The 21,459-nt window shown below is 56.7% G+C and carries 18 protein-coding genes; all 18 read right to left on the reverse strand.

The genetic code is table 11. From position 1 onward, the window contains the following. Positions 1-4: 4 nt before the first annotated feature. The gene (gene fliI / locus K3169_RS21245; RefSeq protein WP_027900998.1) at positions 5-1,363 is read right to left on the reverse strand and encodes a flagellar protein export ATPase FliI; all 1,359 of its coding nucleotides are present in this window, start codon (positions 1,361-1,363) and stop codon (positions 5-7) included. Beyond that, a complete protein-coding gene (fliH, locus tag K3169_RS21250; protein WP_122704534.1) occupies positions 1,353-2,168 on the reverse strand; it encodes a flagellar assembly protein FliH in 816 nt (271 codons plus the stop codon). Before fliH ends, fliI begins: the two co-directional genes overlap by 11 nt. Positions 2,169-2,293: 125 nt before the next feature. Then, positions 2,294-3,310, reverse strand: coding sequence for a flagellar motor switch protein FliG (gene fliG / locus K3169_RS21255; protein ID WP_027901000.1), 1,017 nt, complete (start codon positions 3,308-3,310; stop codon positions 2,294-2,296). Further along, positions 3,303-5,093, reverse strand: a complete 1,791-nt coding sequence (gene fliF, locus K3169_RS21260; RefSeq protein ID WP_099267355.1) for a flagellar basal-body MS-ring/collar protein FliF — start codon at positions 5,091-5,093, stop codon at positions 3,303-3,305. The genes fliG and fliF overlap by 8 nt, the downstream gene beginning before the upstream one ends. Before the next feature lie 14 nt (positions 5,094-5,107). Beyond that, positions 5,108-5,434: a flagellar hook-basal body complex protein FliE gene (gene fliE / locus K3169_RS21265; protein ID WP_027901002.1), complete on the reverse strand. Its 327-nt coding sequence runs from the start codon at positions 5,432-5,434 to the stop codon at positions 5,108-5,110. Between the two features lie 253 nt (positions 5,435-5,687). Then, complete coding sequence (locus K3169_RS21270; RefSeq protein ID WP_027901003.1) at positions 5,688-7,112, reverse strand: sigma-54-dependent transcriptional regulator; 1,425 nt, start codon at positions 7,110-7,112, stop codon at positions 5,688-5,690. Further along, positions 7,112-8,329, reverse strand: coding sequence for a sensor histidine kinase (locus K3169_RS21275; protein WP_099267357.1), 1,218 nt, complete (start codon positions 8,327-8,329; stop codon positions 7,112-7,114). The genes K3169_RS21270 and K3169_RS21275 overlap by 1 nt, the downstream gene beginning before the upstream one ends. Before the next feature lie 125 nt (positions 8,330-8,454). Then, positions 8,455-9,933 carry a transcriptional regulator FleQ gene (gene fleQ, locus K3169_RS21280; RefSeq protein WP_263267877.1) on the reverse strand — a complete coding sequence of 493 codons (1,479 nt, stop codon included), beginning with the start codon at positions 9,931-9,933 and terminating at the stop codon, positions 8,455-8,457. A gap of 162 nt (positions 9,934-10,095) precedes the next feature. Continuing rightward, positions 10,096-10,395, reverse strand: a complete 300-nt coding sequence (gene fliT, locus K3169_RS21285) for a flagellar protein FliT (RefSeq protein WP_027901006.1) — start codon at positions 10,393-10,395, stop codon at positions 10,096-10,098. Positions 10,396-10,429: 34 nt separating this feature from the next. Next, positions 10,430-10,813: a flagellar export chaperone FliS gene (gene fliS / locus K3169_RS21290; protein ID WP_027901007.1), complete on the reverse strand. Its 384-nt coding sequence runs from the start codon at positions 10,811-10,813 to the stop codon at positions 10,430-10,432. 130 nt (positions 10,814-10,943) lie between these two features. Beyond that, positions 10,944-12,362 carry a flagellar filament capping protein FliD gene (fliD, locus tag K3169_RS21295; protein WP_027901008.1) on the reverse strand — a complete coding sequence of 473 codons (1,419 nt, stop codon included), beginning with the start codon at positions 12,360-12,362 and terminating at the stop codon, positions 10,944-10,946. A gap of 77 nt (positions 12,363-12,439) precedes the next feature. Beyond that, the gene (locus tag K3169_RS21300; protein WP_122704526.1) at positions 12,440-12,829 is read right to left on the reverse strand and encodes a flagellar protein FlaG; all 390 of its coding nucleotides are present in this window, start codon (positions 12,827-12,829) and stop codon (positions 12,440-12,442) included. Positions 12,830-12,903: 74 nt separating this feature from the next. Continuing rightward, the gene (locus K3169_RS21305) at positions 12,904-13,755 is read right to left on the reverse strand and encodes a flagellin domain-containing protein (protein ID WP_122704524.1); all 852 of its coding nucleotides are present in this window, start codon (positions 13,753-13,755) and stop codon (positions 12,904-12,906) included. 245 nt (positions 13,756-14,000) lie between these two features. Beyond that, positions 14,001-14,258, reverse strand: a complete 258-nt coding sequence (locus tag K3169_RS21310) for a hypothetical protein (RefSeq protein ID WP_231667200.1) — start codon at positions 14,256-14,258, stop codon at positions 14,001-14,003. Next, complete coding sequence (locus K3169_RS21315; protein ID WP_231667199.1) at positions 14,255-15,547, reverse strand: motility associated factor glycosyltransferase family protein; 1,293 nt, start codon at positions 15,545-15,547, stop codon at positions 14,255-14,257. Before K3169_RS21315 ends, K3169_RS21310 begins: the two co-directional genes overlap by 4 nt. Positions 15,548-15,627: 80 nt before the next feature. Next, a complete protein-coding gene (locus tag K3169_RS21320) occupies positions 15,628-16,554 on the reverse strand; it encodes a ketoacyl-ACP synthase III (protein ID WP_027901013.1) in 927 nt (308 codons plus the stop codon). A 1,174-nt stretch (positions 16,555-17,728) separates the two neighbouring features. Further along, positions 17,729-20,662, reverse strand: coding sequence for a TIGR00180 family glycosyltransferase (locus K3169_RS21325; RefSeq protein WP_263267884.1), 2,934 nt, complete (start codon positions 20,660-20,662; stop codon positions 17,729-17,731). 54 nt (positions 20,663-20,716) lie between these two features. Then, a complete protein-coding gene (locus tag K3169_RS21330; protein ID WP_231677966.1) occupies positions 20,717-21,451 on the reverse strand; it encodes a cephalosporin hydroxylase family protein in 735 nt (244 codons plus the stop codon). Positions 21,452-21,459: the final 8 nt, after the last annotated feature.

Genomic DNA, 21,459 nt, shown 5'->3' on the forward strand with positions numbered 1-21,459 from the left:
CTTATCAGCCACCCGCAGCAGGACTGAAGACTGCAGCCAACTGGGCACTGCTGTTCTCCATGCTCTCGTTTTCGTTGAGCCCCTGACGCAGAAAGCGCACCAGGGTTGGCTGCAGATGAATCGCCAGGTCGGTTTCCCGATCCCCACCGGGCACGTAGGCACCGACGCTGATCAGATCGCGGCTCTGTTGATAACGCGACCACAACTGCTTGAAGTGCTGCGCCTGATTCATGTGGTCGGGGGTGACCACCGCAGGCATGACCCGGCTGATGGACGCCTCGATATCGATGGCCGGGTAATGCCCTTCCTCAGCCAGCCGACGGGACAACACGATGTGGCCGTCGAGCACGCCTCGCGCCGAGTCCGCGATCGGATCCTGCTGGTCGTCGCCTTCGGACAGTACCGTGTAAAACGCCGTGATCGAGCCGCCGCCCGCTTCGGCATTACCGGCGCGCTCTACCAGCTTGGGCAACTTGGCGAACACCGAAGGCGGATAGCCCTTGGTTGCAGGAGGCTCACCGATAGCCAGAGCAATTTCCCGTTGCGCCTGAGCGAAACGGGTCAGGGAATCCATGAGCAACAGCACGTTCTTGCCCTTGTCACGAAAATATTCGGCGATTCGCGTGCAATACATAGCCGCCCGTAGACGCATCAGCGGCGCATCATCCGCAGGGGATGCGACCACCACCGAGCGCTTGAGCCCTTCTTCACCCAGGCTGTGCTCGATGAACTCTTTAACCTCACGACCCCGCTCACCGATCAGGCCCACGATAATAATGTCGGCCTCGGTAAAGCGGGTCATCATGCCGAGCAGGACGCTTTTGCCGACGCCCGTACCGGCGAACAGCCCTAGACGCTGGCCGCGGCCGACCGTCAATAATCCGTTTATGCTGCGAATGCCCACATCGAGGGGCTGACTGATCGGGTTGCGCTTGAGCGGATTAATCGTCGGGCCGTCCATCGGCACCCAATCCTCGGCCCTAACGGCGCCTTTGCCGTCCAGCGCGCGACCCGCGCCATCAAGCACGCGGCCCAGCATTGCCATCCCCATGGGCAACCGGCCGGTGTCCGCCAACGGCACAACGCGCGCACCGGGCGCGAGACCGGACACGCTGCCGACGGGCATCAAGAATATCTTGCTGCCGGAAAAGCCCATGACTTCGGCTTCGACTTCTACCGGATGATGACTGTCATCGTTGATCACCATGCAGCGACTGCCCATGGCAGCCCGCAGGCCCTCGGCTTCAAGGGTCAGACCGACCATGCGCAGCAAGCGCCCTTCCACCACCGGCTGCACGGGCATTTCGATGGTTTCGGCATACGAACCCAGGCGCTTGCCGAAGCTGGTGCGATCAAGGCGCATCGGATTTCTCGACATCAGAACTGGCAGACGCTGGCGCGACTGGAGGGTTGTTCAGTTCCAGACTCAGGTCTGGAGCTGCCGGATGCAGTGACTGCTCGTGCATCTGGTCATACATTTTGCCAATGGCCAGCGCCAGGCGTGTCTCGATGCTGGCATCGATCCGGCTGTGCTCGGTTTCAATCCGGCAACCGCCAGCCTGCAATGTGTCATCTTCAACGATGCGCCAGGTTTCCTCATGACGCTCGCGCATGGCTTTGACCAGATCAAAATCCTGCGGATTGATGAAGATCCGCACATTATTGGCGCCCATAGGCAACAGCTTCAGCGCATCGCGCAGGACATTGCCAATCTGCCGTGAATCGGTGGTCAGCTCCCGCTGAATAACCTTGCGAGCGATGTGCTCCACCAGATAAATCACCGATTGCTCGATTTGCTTGTCCTGGCTGCCGATCGGATCAAACAGCTGGGTCATGAGCAGGTCGAGGCTGGCAAGCTTTTCCTTGAGGGCAACCTCGGCTTCCTGACGAACCTTGAGTTGCGTGCTGTGAAAGCCTTCCTTCTCGCCCGTGGCGAAGCCTTCGTTGTAGGCCTCCTGACGGATGCTCTCCAACTCTTCGAGCGTTATCGGCTGGACTTCTTCCAGAGGGACTTCTTCGATGGTGTCGACCGATTCCTCGATGACCGGTTCCGGCTCGGGTTCAGGCTCTTTGTACGGGTCGAAACTGGGCAGCGACCACACGTCAAAACCGCCGACGTCCTTGGCGCGGATGAGCTCGCTGACCGGTTCTTTGTTGGAGCTGGACATTTATAGTGCCTTAGAGTCTGTGATGTTTCAGCGCAGGCCGCCTTGCCGGACGACTGTCGCCAGGCAAGGCGGTGGACATCGGAGACTATATCCCCGGTCAGCTTTTCCGACAAAACGTCAACAGACTAGATCATTTCCTCGCCACCTTTGCCGCCAAGAACGATTTCCCCGGCCTCGGCCATACGGCGAGCAATTGTGAGGATTTCTTTCTGCGCGGTTTCCACGTCGCTGACGCGGACCGGGCCCTTCGCTTCCAGATCGTCGCGCAGCAGTTCGGCGGCACGCTTGGACATGTTCTTGAAGATTTTTTCTTTGATCGCCTCGTCGGAACCCTTGAGGGCGAGTACCAGCACGTCCGAAGACACCTCGCGCAACAGCGCTTGGATACCGCGGTCGTCCACGTCCGACAGGTTGTTGAAGACAAACATGAGGTCTTCGATCTGCGTCGACAGATCTTCGTCGACTTCGCGGATCGAATCCATGAGCGCGCCTTCGATGGAGCTGTCGAGGAAGTTCATGATATCCGCAGCACGCTTGATACCACCCAGGGTAGTACGCGACGTGTTGGCGTTACCCGAGAACTGCTTCTCGAGAATCTGGTTCAGTTCTTTAAGGGCCGCTGGCTGCACGGTGTTTAGTGACGACACCCGCAGAATAATATCCAGCCGCACCTTGTGATCAAAATGCCCGAGCACTTCACCTGCCTGATCGGCATCCAGATACGCCACAACGATGGCTTGAATCTGCGGGTGCTCGAAACGGATAACGTCAGCCACAGCGCGTGGCTCCATCCATTTCAGGCTGTCCAGACCGCTGGTGTTGCCACCCAGCAGGATGCGGTCGATCAGACCGTTCGCCTTGTCTTCGCCCAATGCCTGGGTGAGCATTTTACGGATGTAACCGTCAGAGCCGACGCCCAGGCTGGTCTGATCGCCAACGATTTCGACGAACTCGGTCATCACCTCTTCGACCTGTTCGCGATGCACGTTGCGCATCTGCGCCATGGCCACGCCGACCCGCTGGACTTCCTTGGGCCCCATGTGGCGCAAGACTTGCGCAGCATCGGTTTCGCCCAGGGAAAGCAGCAGTACGGCAGCTTTCTCGACTTTACTCAGTTTGGCTACAGCGGCTCGATCATTCATCAGTGTTAATCCACTCTTTCACGACCTGGGCCACACGACCCGGATCTTCAGCCACCAAACTCTTGATTGCGTTCAGCTGTGCGTCATAACCCTCGGTCGGGCTAGGCAGCAGAATACTTTGCGGGCCACCCAGGCTGACGCGGTCGTTGGACAGCTCATCGGAGCCACCACCGCCCATGCCACCCATACCGCCCATGCCGTCGTCAAAACCGGCGAGTTGCTTGCTCTTGCCGTTGGTGATGTTGTTCAACACCGGACGCAAGACACCGAACACCAGAACCAGAATGAAGATGACACCCATCGCCTGTTTGACGATGTCCCAGAACCACTGCTGCGAGTAGAACGGAATATCCGGGATGACTTCGCCCTGCTCGGCCGAGAACGGCACGTTGACAACGCTGACGCTGTCACCGCGGCTGGCATCGAACCCGACAGCGTTCTGCACCAGGCGGGTAAAGCGGTTCAAGTCTTCTGCGCTCCACGGTGTGCGTGTCGCTTCACCATTGGCCGGGTTGATCTTGAGCTGGTCATCCACCACCACGGCAACCGACAGACGATTCAAACGGCCCTGCTGTTGCTTGGTGTGACTGATGGACCGGTCCAGCTCAAAGTTCTTGGTCGACTGCACGCGCTTGTCAGCCGGGTATGGCGCCAAGGCTGGCTGACCCGTGGCCGGGTCCATGATTTGTTGGCCGTTTGCATCCAGCAACGGCTGGCCTGGAGCAATGGCGGCAGCAGCACCGGCTGCACCGGCGCCCGGGGTTTGCGGTGCGGTTGCAGGGCCTGGCGGCTGGTTGCTCAACGCGCCCGGAACACCTGATGCACCTGAACTGCTGGAACGCTGCTCGTTGACCGACTGCTCGCTGCGCAAGGCAGGCTGATCAGGGTTGAAGCTTTCTGCCGTTGACTCGACAGCACTGAAGTCCACATCAGCGGACACTTCCGCCTTGTAGCGATCAGTGCCCAGCACCGGACGCAGGATGTTCTGCACACGCTGAGTCAACATGCCTTCCATGCGACGGGCATAGTCAAACTGCTTGCCCGCCATGGTCAGCTCGGAGTTCTCCGCCTGATCAGAAAGAAGATTGCCCTTCTGGTCGACGACAGTGACCTGAGACTTGGTCAGCTCTGGAACGCTGGTCGCCACCAGATTGACGATGGCCATGACCTGGCTTGGCTCAAGGGAGCGGCCAGGGTAAAGCTCAACCAGAATCGAAGCACTTGGCTTGCGATCATCACGGACGAACACCGAGCTTTTCGGGATCGCCAAGTGCACACGGGCACCCTTGATGTTATTCAAGGACGAAATGGTCCGCGCCAGCTCACCTTCAAGGCCACGACGATAGCGCGTCGCTTCCATGAACTGACTGGTCCCCAGGCCTTGATCCTTGTCCAGGATTTCAAAACCGACGTTGGCGTCAGTCTGGGCGATGCCAGCAGATGCCAGCTGAATGCGTGCACGTTGCACGTCATCAGCTTTCACCAGCAGCGCGCCGGAATTAGGCTCGACGGTGTAGGCAATATTGGCCGTGGTCAGCGTGTCCATGACCTGTTTGGCGTCCATGCCGGCCATGCTGCCGTACAACGGACGATAGTCAGGTTGCTGCGACCAGAGCACTACGGCAAAGCCGATGGCCACACTGGCAGCCAGGCCGACCATAAGGCCAACCTGACGCAACATGGTCATCTCGGAGAGGTTTTCCAGGAAGGCCAGACCGAACAACGGTTTGCCTGCAGGAGCGCCTGCCTTGGCCGGAACGCTATCGGCGAGTGTTTCTGCCATGACTCAATACGTCCTTAAACCGGCATCTGCATGATGTCTTGGTAAGCCTGAACCAGCTTGTTTCGCACCTGGGTCAAGGCTTGAAAAGACACACTGGCCTTCTGGGACGAGATCATCACGTCAGTGAGGTCCACGCCGCTCTTGCCGATCTCGAAGGCGCTGGACAGCTGGCTGGAAGCCTGCTGAACGTCGTTGACCTTGTTGACGGCCTGGCCAAGCATGTCGGCAAAGCTGCTGGAGCCGATTTGCGGCGTAGCTGCAGCCTTGGGCGCAGCCATGGCATCCATCTGCATGGAGCGCATGTCCAACATCAAGCGATTAAATTCAACACCTTGGCTCATGGACGTTTCTCTCATAAGGGCCGCAAATTTTTGACACCGAGTCAGCGGTCAATAATGTCAAAGCAACAAGAGTGCCAGCTACATAGCAGCATATGGCCATCACGATGCATCCAATCTATCAGCGAATTCCGCTAAACCCTGCTCTGGATAAGCATTTGGCTGATCCAGAGAGGTTAAAATTTTTAAATTTCAGGTCGATCTGCGACAAATAAGCGCAGGCAGAAAAACTGTATCGGCTCTAAACGACAAACCATCAGGTCGCGAACAGATAACCTTCCACGTCCATCCCCGCGTCGCGCATTTGTGCCAGCTTGTAGCGCAACGTACGAGGGCTGATACCGAGGCGTTCCGCTGCTTCTTTGCGACGACCACGCTCAGCGCGCAGCGTGTCGATGATCATCTGAAATTCGCGCCGCCGCAGGTCATCCCCCAGCGCGCCAGCCGAATCGCTGCCCGCCAGCTCCATGGGTGCCGACACAGCCACTGGCGCGGCTGGTGCCAATGAACCGCCAGCTGTTCCACTCAACGATGGCGCTGGCGCATAAGACACGGGGCCGGTCAGACAGAAATCTTCAGCCTGAATCACACCGCCCTGCTGCAAAATCAACGCCCGTTGCACAGCGTTATCAAGCTCCCGGACGTTACCCGGCCAGGCATAACTCACCAGACAGGCTTGCGCCTGCGCCGAAAGCCTGACGGCGGCGTGCTTCATTTTATTGGCATGCTTGGCCAGCAGACGCTCGGCGAGCGGCAGAATATCGGCAGTCCTTTGACGCAGCGGTTGCCAGGCCAACGGAAAAACCGAAAGGCGGTAATACAAGTCTTCCCGGAAGCGACCTGCCGCTACTTCACCGGCCAGATCACGGTTGGTGGTCGCAACCACGCGAATATCCAGGGTGATCGTCTTCTTGCCGCCGACCCGCTCAACTTCACGCTCCTGAAGAACCCGAAGCAGCTTGGCCTGCAAACCCAAGGGCATTTCCGAGATTTCATCCAGCAAGATCGTGCCGCCGTCGGCCTGCTCGAATTTGCCAGCCTGGGCGGCGATAGCGCCGGTGAAAGAGCCCTTCTCGTGCCCAAATAACGTGGCTTCCAGCATGTTGTCGGGAATGGCTGCGCAGTTAATGGCAATGAACGGCTTTTCCGCGCGGGGCGAATGCTGATGGATAAAACGCGCCAGCACTTCCTTCCCCGTCCCCGACTCCCCTGAAATCAACACGGTCGAATCGCTTTTCGCCACGCGGCTGGCCAGGTTGAGCAACTGCGCGCTGGCAGGTTCGACGGCGATAGGACCTTCGTTACCTGCCGGCCCCAGACGCCCCAACGCATGTCGCTCTACCAGACCCAACAAAGCCTTGGGTTCGAATGGCTTGACCAGATAGTCGGCCGCGCCATGACGCATTGCATCTACCGCGCGATCCACTGCGCCATGAGCTGTCATCAACAGCACCGGCAATTGCGGGTGACGCTCGCGCAGCAAACCTAGTAACTGGTGCCCATCCATGCCGGGCATGTTGACGTCACTGATGACCAGCCCGAACGACTCATCGGCCGCCGCCAGCAACGCGTCTTCCGCGCAGGCGACGGCGTGATAATCATGCCCCGCCAGTTCAAGGGTATCGCCCAGCGCTTCCCGCAATGAACGGTCGTCCTCGACCAGCAACACCTTGATCGCCATCAGCAGATTTCCTTTGCAGCGGAAGCCGGAACCAGTGGCAACGAAACGATCGCACAGGTGCCGCGCCCTACACGGGATCGGTACTGCACGCCGCCCTGGTGCGCACGGGTAACCGCTGTCACCACCGCCAGCCCAAGACCTGTTCCCGTGGTCTTGGTGGTAAAGAATGGCTCGCCGATTCGGGCAAGTGCAGCGGCATCGATGCCACTGCCGTTATCACTGACACAAACCCGCAAAACGTCACCACGGGCATAAGCGTGGATTTTCAGACGCGTGCGCCCGGCGCTGGCCTGCACGGCATTCTCAACCAGATTGAGCAAAGCACCGACCAGCGTGTCGCGATTGCACAGCAACTGCCCTGGGACATCGTCACACTGCCACCGCACGGACAGATCGTCGGTTTGGGTGTGCGCCGCAGCCTGCAGTGCCGCAAACAGCTCGTGCGGTGTAATGCGATCCGTCAACGGCAACTCGCCACGGGCAAAGACCAGCATGTCGCGAACCTGATGCTCAAGCTCATGCAAACGCTCTTTGAGCCGTCCGGCGAAACGCTGCTGGGTTTCCACCGGTAACTGTTGCTCTGTCAAATGACTGGCATAGATCAGCGCAGCAGAGAGCGGCGTACGAATCTGGTGGGCCAGCGAGGCGACCATTCGCCCAAGAGATGACAGGCGCTCATGGCGCGCCAGTTGCCCTTGCAGGCGACGGGTTTCAGTCAGGTCGTTCAGCAAGACCAACTGCCCAGGCTCGGCATCCAGTGAACGCGTGGAGATGGACAGACGACGTCCATCCTTTAGAGAGATTTCATGACCATCGTCTTCGCGAGGCGCAAAGCAACGGCTGATCACGTGCCTCCAGAGCTCACCCACCAGAGGTTGCCCGAGCAGATCCACCGCAGCCGGGTTCGCTTCGCGTACAACACCCATGGCGTCAATCACGATCACGCCGCCGGGCAACAGATCCAGAAGGTTCTGCAAACGGAATGCAAGCCGTTCTTTTTCTGCCAGCTCCTGCATACGCTGAGCACTGACCACCGCCAGTTCGCCTTTGAGCTCAGTAACCCGTGCTTCCAGCAAGCTGTAGGAGTCCGTCAGTTGCGACGACATCTGGTTGAACAGCTGAAAGGCATGCTCAAGGCCCTGACGACTTTCCAGTTCGAGGGACAGCGGAACTTGGAGTGCAGAATCAGACGACAGCTGCTGAACGGCCTGGGACATAGGTAATCTCTCGCGTGGCGAACCGTCAGTAAAAACGGTATGTTCCAGGAGACTTAGCAATCCTCGTGCCGAAAAAAAAGCCCCTGATAATTCAGGGGCTTGGCTTTATTTCAACGCAACAAGCGTCAATCATCTGCCTGTTCATCACCGTCGCGACGCGTCATGCCGTACTTGCGCATCTTCTCGACGAGGGTTGTACGACGAATCCGCAGACGCTCGGCGGCGCGAGCCACAATGCCGTTGGCATCGTCCAGCGCCTGCTGAATCAGACCCTGCTCAAGACCACCCAGGTAATCCTTCAGATCCAGACCTTCCGGAGGCAGAACCGCGCTGTTGGCGAAGTTTGGCGTATGACCATTGATCGCAACGCGCTCTTCGAGATCGCTACGAATACCTTCAACCATCTGCTCATCTTCATCATCGACGTAGCGGAATTTCTTCGGCAACTCCGCGACGCCAATCACGCCGTATGGATGCATGATCGCCATGCGCTCAACCAGATTGGCGAGCTCCCGCACATTGCCTGGCCAGGCATGACGACACAGCGACATGATCGCTGCCGAGTTGAAACGAATAGAGCCACGCTTCTCGTGCTCCATGCGCGAAATCAATTCGTTCATCAACAGCGGAATATCTTCAACCCGCTCACGCAGCGGGGCCATTTCGATCGGGAATACGTTCAGACGGTAGTAAAGGTCTTCACGAAAACTGCCGATCTCGATCATGGTTTCGAGGTTTTTGTGCGTCGCGGCAATAATGCGAACGTCGACGCTTTGCGTCTTGTTGCTGCCCACCCGCTCAAACGTGCGCTCCTGAAGAACCCGCAACAGTTTGACCTGCATGGGCAGCGGCATGTCGCCGATTTCGTCAAGGAACAACGTACCACCGTTGGCCAACTCGAAACGTCCGGCACGACTGGTAATGGCGCCGGTGAAGGCGCCCTTCTCATGGCCGAACAGTTCGCTTTCCAGCAACTCGGCAGGAATCGCCCCGCAGTTGACCGGCACGAACGGCGCGTCACGACGCTTGGAATGGTAATGCAGGTTGCGGGCGACCACTTCCTTGCCCGTACCGGACTCGCCAAGGATCAGCACGGTGGCGTCAGTGTCGGCGACCTGCTGCATCATCTGGCGTACGTGCTGGATTGCGCGACTGGTGCCTACCAGGCTACGGAACAGGTTGGGTTCGCGATGCCGACCGCGCTCACGCGCCTGATCGTACATCTCGCGGTAAACCTGGGCCCGGTGCAGCGAATCGAGCAACTTGCTGTAGCTCGGCGGCATCTCGAGGCTCGAGAGCACGCGGCGACGCAAATCTTCGGGAAGTTCGGCAGGAGAAGAATTTTCTCCCAAAAGCAATACAGGAAGGAACTCATCCCATGCTGCGACTGTCTTAAGCAGTCCTTGAAGACTGCCCGGGGCATTGACACTGCCGACAAGCACGCAAAGCACTTCGCGAGTGGACGTCAGAGAGCCGACAACCTGCTGCCAGTCCTGGCTTGAGCAGGAAAGATTTTCTTCGCCAAGAAAATTCAGAATAACCGCCAAATCACGGCGGCGCTGGCTGTCGTCATCGATCAGGAGAATCTTGATTTCACGCCACATGCAATAGCAACTTCCCTAGTCAACTCAATGCCCATACATGGGGCAGCTTGGTATCCCGGCCACTGCTTATACCGAGAACCAGAAAATAGTAAACATCGCTAGTTAAGTCAAAATACCGTAAACAGTCAAATTTATGGCGTAAAGCTTTTTTTGACCAACCGGTCACGAATCAAATAGATGGTAAACCTTTGCTGCATTTTTGGCTTGGTTGATTTGCGTCATTTCATCGACGATAGCCTGACGCTCACCGGTAGCAGTGTCGATGAGTTGCCGGTAGACCGTCAATAACTCTTCAAGATTGCTGCGCAACTCAGGACCATCAGGCGCATCTTCGCGGATAACGTCTTCGACACAGGCACGACAGGCCAGGTCCAGCTTGACGATCGTTTCCCAGTCACGCTCGGCCAACGCGCCAACCAGCGCTTCGCGAGTTTCTTCGATACGCTTGAGTGCAGCACTCATGTCTATATCCTCAGTACAAGCCTGTTATTTGATCTTAGTGGCCCGCGATTGCGTCCCAGCCTTCTTTGACTGTGCCCAGCAAACCGCCAACTTCATCGAGAATTTTCGGGTCGCTTTTTATATTAGCTTCAGCCAGGCGTTTCATCATATAGACGTACAGGTTATCAACGCGAGTCAGCGTATCGGCAGAATTTTCCATATCCAGGCCTTCACGCAAACCGCCGACGATCTCGATGGCCTTGCCGATCAACACACCTTTGGAGGCAATGTCCTTGCGCCCGATAGCGCCCTTGGCCTGAGCAATACGATCCAGCCCGGCCTCCATCAGCATTTGCACCAGACGGTGAGGGGTAGCCTCCGAAGCCTGTGCATGGGAGTTCACTTTCTGATACTGCCGAAGGGCTAACATCGGGTTCATGATGTACCTCGTCAAAGATTTAAAACTTCGTATGAAAAGCTTATCGACGTATTGGCGAAAAACTTTAGGACAGAAGCCAAAAACCCGGCATGCGTATGGACGCAGCCGGGCCTTTGTGAACCAACCAGCCTCAGGAAGCAGAGGTACGGGCGTTCAGTGCATCGAAGAACGAGGTGATGCTGGACAACGTTGATTTCATTTGCCCAACAGCCAGGTCCATGGCGTTGTATTTGGCAGTCAACGTCGCGGTCAGGGTCTCAACCCTTAGATCCAGCGCGGCCTTCTGAGCGAGCAGGTCAGCCTTGGTCTTGTTCAACTGAGTGGTACGGACGTCCATGACGCCGCCCGTCGAAGTGTACGGGTCCAGCGCCTTGCTCATCCGCTTCAACAAGCCGTCGCTGCCATCCTCCTTGGTACCCGCGAACAGCTGCTGCACATCGCCGCCAAGCCCCTTGGCCATGGCCGCAGTGTACTTGCCAGTATCAAACGCCAGCTTGCCGCCCACTTGATCGGTTTGAATACCCAACTGCGAAAGGGTCGACAGCTTGCCACCCGAAGACGTGTCGTTCAGCACCGAACGAATGGTAGCCAACAAATCACGCGCCAGTGAATCACCGCCCAGCGCCGCAACGCCAGTCAAATCACCATTGGAGTCAGTCGTGGCCTTGGTCAGCGAGTTGATGGTACTGACAACGGTGTTATAGGCATCAACGAAGGCCTGTAAAGAGGTCTTCAAACCGTCGGAGTTGGCACCCACAGTTACTACTGTCGGCGTCTTGGTTTCAGCAACCGCCGTGAAGCTCAAGCCCGAGACAGCGGTGTCGTAAGTGTTGGTGGAGCTTTTGATCGACAGACCACCAACCTTGATCTCGCCATCAATTGGCGCGTCGCCGATTCGACCAGCACTGGTCGCATCGGAAGCATCCAGCGCACCCGAACCGATGGTCAGGCCGCTAACGCTGCTACTCGTAGTGATATCCGAACCGGCACCGGTTTTTGTCGAACCGAACACCAGGCGCGAGCCTGTAGCGTCAGTGATGATGTTGGCACTGACCCCACTGGTGGAGGTTTTGGAGTTAATCAGGTCTCGAACCGACTGCAGTGTCGAGCCTTCTGGAATGTTGAACTGCGTATCAACGCTATTTTGAGTGATGGTCAGGGAACCACTCGGAATAGCACTGGCAGCCGCCGTGTCAAAGGATGCCGAAGCCACGCTTGAACTGGTGGCCAGTTTCACGACCTCGACTGCGTAAGTACCCGCAACCGCAGTGTTTTTAGCAGTTACAGTCAATACGGTAGGCGCCGACGACGTTGCAGAAAAGCCGTTGAAAGCGGGCGTGTCTGTCTTTCCGAGATTAGTCAGCGCAGTCTGGAAGGCATCAAGCGCAGAGTTCAGCGTGCTGATCCCTGACAACTTGGTGGTGTTCAGCGTCGTCTGCTTGGCTATCTGGTTTGTTTTGGCGGACTTGTCCGAGTCAACCAAAGATTTAACAAGGTCACCAATTGGCAGACCCGAACCCAGGCCTGCAGATGTGACTGTACCAGCCATAAATTTCTCCTTCAGATTTCAGAAGTCTTTTGCCTTTTCAAAAAACAAAAGAGCCCATCACATCGCTCACACCAGCATCAAACCCTGGCGTCGAACAATAAGCTGTGTGCGTTATGAAGGCTGTCGGCGATTTTCAGTGCCTCCGCTGACGGCAACTGTCGCACGACTTCCCCGGTGTCACCCGCTATCACTTTTACAACAATTTCGCCCGACGACTCGTCGATCGAAAACTCGAGATTGCGTTTCACCGATTGCACAAATTTTTCAATTTCCTGTACTGCAGACTCAAGCCTCTGAGACTTTTCCGCTTCCGAAACCCTGAGCGCCTCTTTACTTTCGGATGAATCCGAAACTACGGCAGGTGTCAGCACAACCGCAGCCTGAGGGACCTCAGCCGGTTTTTCAGCAACAGCAGGCGTCGGTTTAACGGCCTGGTAAGACAAGCTCAATTTAACGCTCATGTCCATATCCATCACCTCCTCAAAGTAAAAAAGCGGAGGAGTACGAACCGCATACTCCCCCGCCAAGTCTTACACCGATATTACTGAAGCAGTTTCAGTACAGCGGATGGCAGCTGGTTGGCCTGCGCCAGAACAGCTTGCGAAGCTTGTTGCAGAGTTTGTTGCTTGGTCAGGTTAGCAGTCTCTTCAGCGAAGTCGGTATCCTGAACGCGACCCAGTGCAGCGGTGGCGTTTTCGTTTACGTTCTGCAGGTTGGAGATGGTGCTGGTCAGACGGTTTTGCGAAGCACCGAGGTTCGAACGGGTTTCGTTGATGGTCGACAGAGCGATATCGATTGCGCTGATTGCGGAGTCGATGTTAGTTGCAGCAGCGGCAGAGTCAGTACCAGTCAGAGCCAGAACGCCGCTGTCCACGGACAGAGCTGCTGCGCCGAAGCCAGTGCTCAGAACCAGGTCGATGTGGTTAGCGTCGCCAGTGTTGGAGCCGACTTGCAGAGTCATAGTGCCAGCAGTACCGTCGAGCAGGTTTTTGCCGTTCAGGTTGGTGCTGTTAGCGATACGAGTCAGTTCGTCAGACAGCTGAGCGAATTCGGCGTTGGTCGCTTTCTGCTCGGAAGTACCGTTGGTGCCGTTACGTGCCTGGATTGCCAGTTCACGCATACGCTGCAGAAGGTTGGTGGATTCTTGCAGAGCGCCTTCAGCGGTCTGAGCCATCGAGATACCGTCGTTGGCGTTTTTGATTGCTACGGTCTGACCGCGAACCTGGCTGGTGATACGGGTTGCGATCTGCAGGCCGGCTGCGTCGTCTTTGGCGCTGTTGATTTTCAGGCCAGAAGACAAGCGAGTCATGGAAGTGGACAGAGCGTCGGAGGCGCGACCCAGGTTCTTCTGAACAGCAAGGGAAGCAACGTTAGTGTTTACGCTTAAAGCCATGATGAAATCCTCATTGGTTGGGTGCTGCGGCTTCCGGCCCTGGCGACAGCCGGGTTGGCACAGAGAACCTTCGTAATAGTTATCGTCGTCTACCCTGTTTGCTTTAGGTGTATTTGAAAAAAAATTCCAGCGAACGAGTAATTTTCTTTAAAAACAATGACTTGACAAAAAAACGTATTATCCAGAAGGTCTTGCAACTTTCGATAAAACCAGAACGCCGTCAAAAAACTGCCTTGATCTGGCCTTTAGCCTTCAAGCAATCCTGCGAGTTCGTACTGCATATAGTCGGCCAGTCCAAGCCAATCCTGAGCCTGTTGACACGCCAGCATGGTCGTCAGCAACTGCACCCATTGCTGCTGGACATCGGGGGAACGCTTATCGAGATGGCAGCCAGCACTTTCGAAGACATCAATCATATCCAGCGCCGCCTCGACGCTACGCCCTAAACGAAACAGACCGGCGCATGCGGTGCAGTGCGCGATACTTTGCTCGACCGTCGTCATTGCACGAACTCCTTATTAAAAGCTGTGCCGGCAATCATCGCCCCTGCCCGGCTGCTGTTAAGGAACTGCACGTCAGGGTGCAAGTGGATATAGCGCTCAAGCTCGCCAAGATAGCGGCGGAAATTCAGCTGCGTCCTGACTCGTTGACCATAGCCGTCCAGCACCCATTGCCGCGCGTGATCGATAGAAGGACCTAGCACTCCATCACCCCACCCGGCATGGGTCTTGTTCATCGGGTAAGCGAAATCGGTACCGAACAGCGTCACCCGCGACGCCCCCATCTGCACCGCCAGATCCACCGCCGGATGAATCACGCTGCCGCCGCCGAACAACTCGCCACGGCTAACGTGCTTGCGCAACTCGTCATGGATCGATCCGGGTGAATAGCTGACGTAGCGCGGCCCTTCCCAGGCCTGGATCACCAGAGGGTCACTCAACGGCTTATAGACCAGCACGATTTCTGCCGAGTCAGCCGGTGGCAGGTGTGCAGTCGTGATCTTCTGATCAATGCTCACCACAAAGTCCGGCCTTATGCCCTGGGCAAGCAAAGGCTTGTAAGCGGTATCGACACAGATAAACAGAGGGCGCTGCTCGCCCCCACGAATGCTCAGCAGCTTTTCAAAGTGCTGCTCAAGAGTTGGGCCGGTGCCAATCACGTACATTTCCCGGTCCATGTGCGCACCGAAAAGCTCGGTCACATCCCTGTCGGACCTGACCAGATCAAGGTTCGCCAGCAAACGCTCAACGATGTGAGGCGCTTGCGGATCGAACTCACGGTTATTGAAATGCAGATGGACTTCGCTGACCAGTCGGTCCCGAATCCGCGCATTGACCTCGTCCGCCAACTCCAGCTCGGCAGGCAAGGCAAAGAACGGCAACTGAATCTCGCGGTCATCAGCGGCATAACCCAGCTCTACCCGTGGATCGCTGAGCCAGGAGGTCTGATCCGCAAGCCTGAGCACCAGCGAGAATAAAGCCCCGTTAAGGATATGCACCTGCAAGCGCTGCAAGTCGGAACGCTCCAGCAATACCTGCTGCAGGTCGCCAAGCCCGGTGCCATATAAATGCAGCAGTGATTTTTCAGCCGGCAGGCTGGCGGCCTGCAACCGCGCCTCGGCGTTCCGGTCATGGCGACTGGTCAGTTGTATGCCCGAGACACTCAGGGTCGCTTCAAGCCCATTAACCAGTTCGACCTGCAGCGCCTCGTAATCCTCATCCAGCAACCTGGCAAACACCTGCGGCCAGCGATCCTGAAGCACCGCGGCATTTATCTGGAAGTTATCAGCCATGAAACCTCACCAAACACCGGACAAAAAAATAGCGCTCAAGAGTAACCGTCTTGAGCGCTATTTTTTACTGCAATATTCGATCAGGGCCGATAAATGATCGCCGACCCCCAAGACAAGCCAACGCCAAAACCGCTGAGCGCAACGCGTTTCCAGCTGGCATCCAGCACATGCTTCTCAAGCAGCAATGGAATGCTGGAAGAAATGGTATTACCCGTTTCCAGCATGTCTTTGATGAATTTTTCCGGCTCGCCCTCAAAGCGTCGCGCCACGGCATCGACAATTGCCGCGCTGCCCTGGTGAATACAGAACGCGTCAATATCGCTTTGATCCAGATCCGACTCCTGCAACAACTCATGCAGGTGTGCAGGCACCTTGAGCAGTGCGAAGTTGAAGACCTGGCGGCCATTCATGAAAAACACGCCATTGCTGACTTTCAAGTGAGCGGCGCCGGAGCCGTCGGTCCCGAACTTGGCCTTGCCCAGTTGCCATGGCGCGTCCTCGCCCATCCAGGTTGCAGTGGCGGCATCGCCAAACAGCATCGTGGTGTTGCGGTCTTCCGGATCGACGATCTTCGAATACGGATCGGCGGTAACCAGCAGACCGTTTTTCAGGCCTGCTGCCTCCATGAAACCTTTGAGTGCATAAATGCCGTAGACATAACCGGAGCAGCCAAGGGAGATATCGAACGCTGCCACATTCGTTGGCAGGCCCAGTTTGTCCTGAACGATAGCGGCAGTGTGTGGCAAGCCTTCCTCATCACCGTTCTGCGTGACAACAATCAGCGCATCGATGGACTCGCGTTTGAGGTCCGGATTATTGGCGAACAGGGCATTGACTGCCTCGACGCACAGATCGGAGGTTTCCTGTGCATCATCCTTGCGCGGTAGAAAAGCGGAGCCGATCTTGCCAAGGATGAATTCGTCATCCTTGCCGAATTTCGCACCTTGGGCGTAGTTGTCGACGCCAGCCAGAGGTACGTAACTCGCTATGCTTTTTATGCCAATCATCATGGCTTCCCAATATAAATAGCTGAATATCACCGTTTGCCCGATGACTCGGCATCGAAAACAAATGGCTTTTGACCCATGAAAAAAGAGCAGCGAAGGAGTTTGACCGGTCCCGGATTACCGTGAAATCAGCCTGACGCCATCATCGCCCGCGAGCACGATACAGTGAAGATGCGCGTTATGACTCATAGGTCACTAAGTTTTATACCCTTTTAGCGCATGGCATGACACTGTTGAGGGCTGTCATCGTGCAGGGATTCACTAAAAAACTTCAAGATGTCATGGATATATGAGTGGGGTTTCTTCATATCTGTCGTGTCGCTACTCTTGTGTACATATCCGTTACCGTGTTCATGGCTGATATTGGTTGCGCTTTTACAGCGCCTCACTTTTGAAAGGAGCCCAAAAGTAAGCAAAAGGCTCTTGCCCCACCACTTGGCACCTCGCTGTCGCTCGGTGTACCCGCCCGCAGATCCTGAACCGTGGGCCGCCGCAACGGGCCATCCATGGCCCAATGCGGCTAACCCGGCGTCCTTGCCGGGTTGCCCACGGTTCAGGATCTGCGGGCGGCCATCGTGGTTAACGGGGCGCCTTAGATCAAAATCAAAAGCAGATCAAAAGCAGAGCCTGGATATACGCGTTTTTATGTGGGAGCGTGGCTTGCCCGCGATTCAGGCGCCGCAGTATGTCAGATATACCGCGGCGCCTGAATCGCGGGCAAGCCACACACAAAGTCCGTGCTGGTCGGAGCAGAGGTAGCAAGTTCACACAAACAGGTCGGCTGTCAGGCCGCCGCGCTTTTGATTTTGATCTGAGGCGCCCCGTTAAACCACGCTGGCCGAACGCAGATCCTAAAACGTGGGGCGCCCTTGAGTTGAAGAGGGGCAGGCGCCGGGTTAGCCGCATTGGACCATGGATGGCCCGTTGCGGCGGCACACGGTTTCAGATCTGCGGGCGGGTATCCCGAGCCTAGGCGAGGGACAGAGTGGTGGGGCAAGAGCGCTTTGGTTACTTTTGTCTGGGCCGGCTTCCGGATGTTCAAAAGTGAGGCGCTGTAAAAGCGCAACCAATAGAAGCCATGACTACGGTAACGGATATGTACACCGAAGTGCGAGCAAACCAAGAAACATAAACGCCCCCACAAACATCGCAAGGGCGTCAGGACTCAGCAGAACTAAACGAACAACTGCGACCAGTTCACACCGCTCGGCTCACCCAGTGTGAACCCCTCCCCCGTCAACGACAGGTTCTTGTTGTAAGCCTGATCATGCTCGAACTGTCCAGCCCACTTGCCCTTCAAAGCAGCAAGAGCCTGCGGCGCGTCCGGCATAACACCCGAATGACAGATATGAGCCTGCGGCGTCCATACCGTCATGAAACCCAGCTGGCCAATGTTCAGGCACAGATCGACATCACTGAAGGCCTGCGCGAAATCACTTTCGTCAAAGCCACCCGCCTCATCAAACAGTTCCTTACGCACCATCAGACACGCCGCCGAAATGGCCGAGTAGTTTTGCGTCAACTGCAGACGACGCATATAACCCGCTTCCTCCGAGTCCAGGCCAACAAACGGCGAGCCCACACCGCCATTCAAGCCCAGGATCAAACCAGCCTGAGTGATCTTGCCCTCTGCGTCCGTCAGCCTTGCACCCACCACACCGACCTCGGGACGCTGAGCCTGGTTGAGCAGGTTGCCTATCCAGTTCGGACCGACCACCTCACCGTCGGCCGCCAGCCACAACAGGTACTCGCCACGGGCCTGAGCGGCCATGGCATTACACGACGCGGAAGGACTGAGCTCCGCCTCGACTTCAAGCACCCGCACCCGGCCGCCAGGCTGCTCCAACTGACCCAGCCATTCCAGCATTTGCGGCGCCATGCCCTGATGACTGGCCAGCAGCACTTCAAAACGCAGGTAGCGGGTGCGTTGCAGGATACTGACCACGCAACGCTGGAGAGGCTCAAGCTCGACCTCGCCGTGCAGAATGACGCTCACCAATGGACGCTCGGTATGGCGATAGTCGATGTGATGGATACCATTGGCCTCGCAAGTGACCTGCGCCTTATAGCCACGGGCACCCAAATGGCGAGTCAATGCCAGTCGCTCCTGAGTATTTTCAGTAGTCGACGGCGTATCACAAATCATCAACGGCTCATCGAGATGAGCCAGCCAGCCCAGACCGCCTTGCTGGATAATTCTCAACAGCAGGTCGAATTCCAGGGCCTCGGTGAATTCAGCAGAGTAACCACCGGCCTCAATCAGCACATCACGACGGACCAGCCAGTGGCGGGCCATCAAGGACGGAATGCTTTGCAGCAAATCCAGGTTGAAGCCTGGCCGGAAAACATCACGCAACGCCCCGGTTGCCTGACGATGAATCTCGTCTGCGCAGACGGCGCGGCACTCCGGAGCAGCCAGCAACTCCAGGCCAGCTACCAGCAAGCCCGCAGCCGTGAACTGGTCACCGGCCTCTGCAAGCATCAGCCAGTCCGTGGATAGCTGGCGAGCAATCTGGTTGAGTTTCTCGACATAGTTGCTCTGGGTAACTTTGACGAAATGCAGCGTGCTGCCGAACGTCGTCGCACTCGGCGGCTCATCCGTGGTGAACACCACCACCTTGAAGCCCTTGTAGAGACCTTCGACCAGACTGTCGAGGGTGGTCTGCAATTTGTGTATGTCGTTGTCGAGGTTGAGCACCAACAGACCAAACTGCGGCGGCGTGCCTTTAGTCCGGAGATAGCGGCCGATTGCGCCCTGCTGCTCAGCGCTTGGGGTACGTGCTGCCAACCAGTTCAGCAAACGACCGGATTGCATGCCGGCGAACGTCTTCTGGCTATCATATTCATGAAGCGAATCAAGACGCTCGGCCCAGGCGCTCATCTTGCTCGCCTCGTCATGCTCCTGATTGAGCTCAAGCTGGTGTGCCAGTTCTTTGACCACCCGACGGTTGAAGGCATTGAGTTGCATTGCATCCCACAGACGGGAGATCCGTGTCTCGACCGTATCGCTGGCACGAGCGGTCAATAGCTCTTCCTGCAGGGCCCATGCACCTTCCAGCATCGTAAGCTGAATGCGCGCGGCAGGCATCGCATGCAGGAAAAACTCGATTTCGGTGAGTTGGTCAAAAAATGCCTGGTTGTAAAAGGGCATTTCCACGTACTGCATAGGACCAAAACGACGTTCAGGGCCCACCTCGGGGACGTTCCAGGTGGATTCGAAAATCGGTTCGTTAGTCAGCGAGCGGCGAGCCATCAGACATTCGCCCATCGCGGTGAAGCCATCCACCACCACCTGACGGCGCTGCTCCACGCTGAGATCTTTCATACCCACTGGCAGCGATGCGCAGAAATCAATAAACGCTTCACGCTCCCTGACCGATTGCTCATCAGTGAACAGAAGGGAGTGGGAGACTTCTGTCTTATGCTCAGAGCTGCCGATGTTGATTTCCCTTACGACATACGGAGCATTCAGCACTCGAGCCTTGGCCGAGGCGACCAGGAAATACGTGTGACCAATTTCCTGCCACTGAAGCGTGGTGTTTTCAGGCAGTGCTGCGTACCACTCCAGCAACAGAGAAGTGCGAGTAACCGCGTAGAACGGCGGCACGAACTGCCCCATGAACTCGACGACACGCTCATGGGGCGAGTCAGAACCATAGTCTTCCTGAATCTTCTTGTCGCGACGGAAGTATTTGACGTGTTTGCCCAAGGACGCATACATCAGGCAATAGCCGTGGCACATGCCGTAGTCAGGGTTGTCTTCCAGAAAGTCCACCGAAGCCTGCAAGGTGTCGTGCAGGATGAAATCGTCATCCGCCACGAACAGCATATAAGGCGTGGTGACCAGCGGAACACCGTAGACCAGTTTGGTCTGCATGCCCCAGTAACCGAACTGCGGCAAGTGCTGGTAGTCGATGTTGGCGACCGTCTGCGTAGGCAGATCAGTAGTTTCCTCTGCAGACGAGTCCAGTACCAGAATCCTGCAAGGCAGCGTCTGATAGTAGCGCAACGCCCGACGCAGAAAAGCCGGTCGATTATGACTGATGACCACCAGCGTAAGCAGTTCATTCAACGGCGGGCGATGGCTGGAAAGGTGCTGGCCTTGCATAAATAGTCCCCGTGCAACAGGCGATAAAGGATTCAATGACTTCGCGTTCAACGATCAGCGAACACGGCGCAGATAGCCGTCCATCGCCACGGTGATCAGCAATTTGTTGTGAATCGACTCATCGATCACAAAATCGGAGTTTTCCTTGAGGTATGCCCATACGGCGGTCTTCGGGTTGTCGCCCTTGCCCCATGGGCGATCCGGGAACGCGTCTTCGGGCATGTCTTCCACCACCGTATCCATCACCACGCAATAGCTGTCCACGGAAACCAACGGGGAATAGAGGCGCAACTCTTCAAGCACGTGCTCGTGAGTGTGATTGGAGTCCAGGACCACAATGACTTTCTTGCCCGCCGCAATAGCGCGCACTTGCTCGGCAGTTGCCGGATCAATGCTGGACGCCTCGATCATCTTGATACGCTTGCTCATCGGGTGGCTTTCAATGGCCTCGCGGTTGTGCGGACGAATATCCCGGTCAATCCCCAAGACTTCGCCGTGCCCCTGGAGCTCAAGCAGGGAAGCGTAATAGATGATGGAGCCGCCATGAGCGATGCCGCACTCGATCACCAGATCCGGCTTGATGCGCCAGATCAGTTCCTGCATCGCCATCATGTCTTGAGGCAACTGAATGATCGGGCGACCCATCCAGGAAAAGTGATAGGTGTATTTGTGCCGGGCCGACTCGTTGTAGAACTCTTGGGCAAGGGCCTTGAGCTTATGGTCCTGGCCTTGGTCGTTAACTTGCTCTTCGCATTCACGCTGGAATACTTGCAGTGCTGTATCAGTCATTTTGCTGT

Source organism: Pseudomonas phytophila (assembly GCF_025643095.1).
Taxonomy (GTDB): domain Bacteria; phylum Pseudomonadota; class Gammaproteobacteria; order Pseudomonadales; family Pseudomonadaceae; genus Aquipseudomonas; species Aquipseudomonas quasicaspiana.